The organism is Isoptericola sp. NPDC056134, assembly GCF_042264825.1.
In the GTDB taxonomy this organism is placed as follows: domain Bacteria; phylum Actinomycetota; class Actinomycetes; order Actinomycetales; family Cellulomonadaceae; genus Isoptericola; species Isoptericola nanjingensis.
Window position 1 is genome coordinate 1 of the sequence record NZ_JBHJVM010000082.1, and the last position, 1,224, is coordinate 1,224.

A 1,224-nucleotide genomic window follows, 5' to 3' on the forward strand; every position below is an offset into this window, starting at 1 on the left:
CGGTCGTCGCCGACGTGCCCGAGGCGGCAGGCTCGCTCCCCCTGCACCGCCGGTTCGGCTTCGTCGAGACGGGCCGCCTCACCGCCGTCGGCCTCAAGCACGGTCGCTGGGTCGACACGATCCTCCTCCAGCGCTCCCTCTGAGCCGGGCGGGGCGAGAACGAGCCTGGCACCGCGGGCGGTCGCCTGGGGTGCGCGACGACCAGGGCGAGGCGGAGCACTGACCAGGGTTCTCTCCCTGCGGCGAGGCTCAGACGACGAGGCCGCGGCGGAGGTCGGTCGTGCGCTGCTCGACCGTGCGCCAGGCGTGGCGGCTGACGCCGGGGTGGGCATCGCGGTCGACGTCCGCGAGCGCCGCGAGGAGTCCGTCGAGGGTCTGGGCGACGGCGCGCTGGGCGCGGCGTCGGGGCAGGCCCCAGGTGGTGCCTTCGGTGACGAGGTGCTCGGCGGTGAGGCGGTCCATGTCGCGTTCTCCGGCGACGTCCATGGCGAAGACGCGCGAGGCGTGGTCGTGGTGGAGGTGCATGGAGACGTCGTAGGCGGGGGCGAGCCGCACGGTGCCGTCGGCGTGGCGCAGGACGGAGATGTTCTTGGCGTGGGCGTCGGTGTTCCCGATGGCGAGGTTGAAGGTGGTGAGGGCGAGGAGGGGGTCGGGGCGGGCGCCGTCGTCACGCAGGGTGCGGGCGATGGCGGCGAGGGAGGGGAAGCGGCGTCCGTGCTGGAACTTGCGTTCGGTGTCGCGGGTGTTGATGCCGAGGGCCTGTGCGGTGTCCTCCTGGTGGAGGCGTGCGGTGCCGGTGGGTTCGGTGGGGTCGGGGACGCGGTCGTAGCGGGTGACGACGATGGCGCGTTCGCCGTCGAGCTCGGTGACGTGGGCGTCGATCGTGGTGAGGCCGGTGCGGCGGGCGAGGTCGAGTGCGGCGGCCTCGGTGTTGACGAGGTCGGCGGTGGGTGAGTCGGAGGGGCGGGCGACCTTGAGGATGTGGGTGGTGGGTGCGGTGCCGTGCGGACGGGCCCAGCCGTGCTCGTCGTGGAGGAGGGTGATCTTGGGTTCCATGCCGGGCAGGGAGCTGGTGAGGTGGTCGGTGCGTCCTTCTCCCCCGCTGCGGGCGACGGCGGCGCGCAGGAGGCGCGCGACGGCGGCGTCGTCGAGTCGTTCGGGGGTGCCGGGGGTGGGAAGGGGCTGCCCTTCGGGCGCGAGGAGGACGGCGCCGGCGGTGTCGTG

The 1,224-nt window shown here is 74.1% G+C and carries 1 protein-coding gene; it reads right to left on the bottom strand.

The features are described 5' to 3' along the window. Positions 1-249: 249 nt before the first annotated feature. Positions 250-1,224 (bottom strand): type II toxin-antitoxin system HipA family toxin (locus ACFCZN_RS21420; RefSeq protein ID WP_430558108.1); only part of this gene is annotated, 975 nt, incomplete at its 5' end.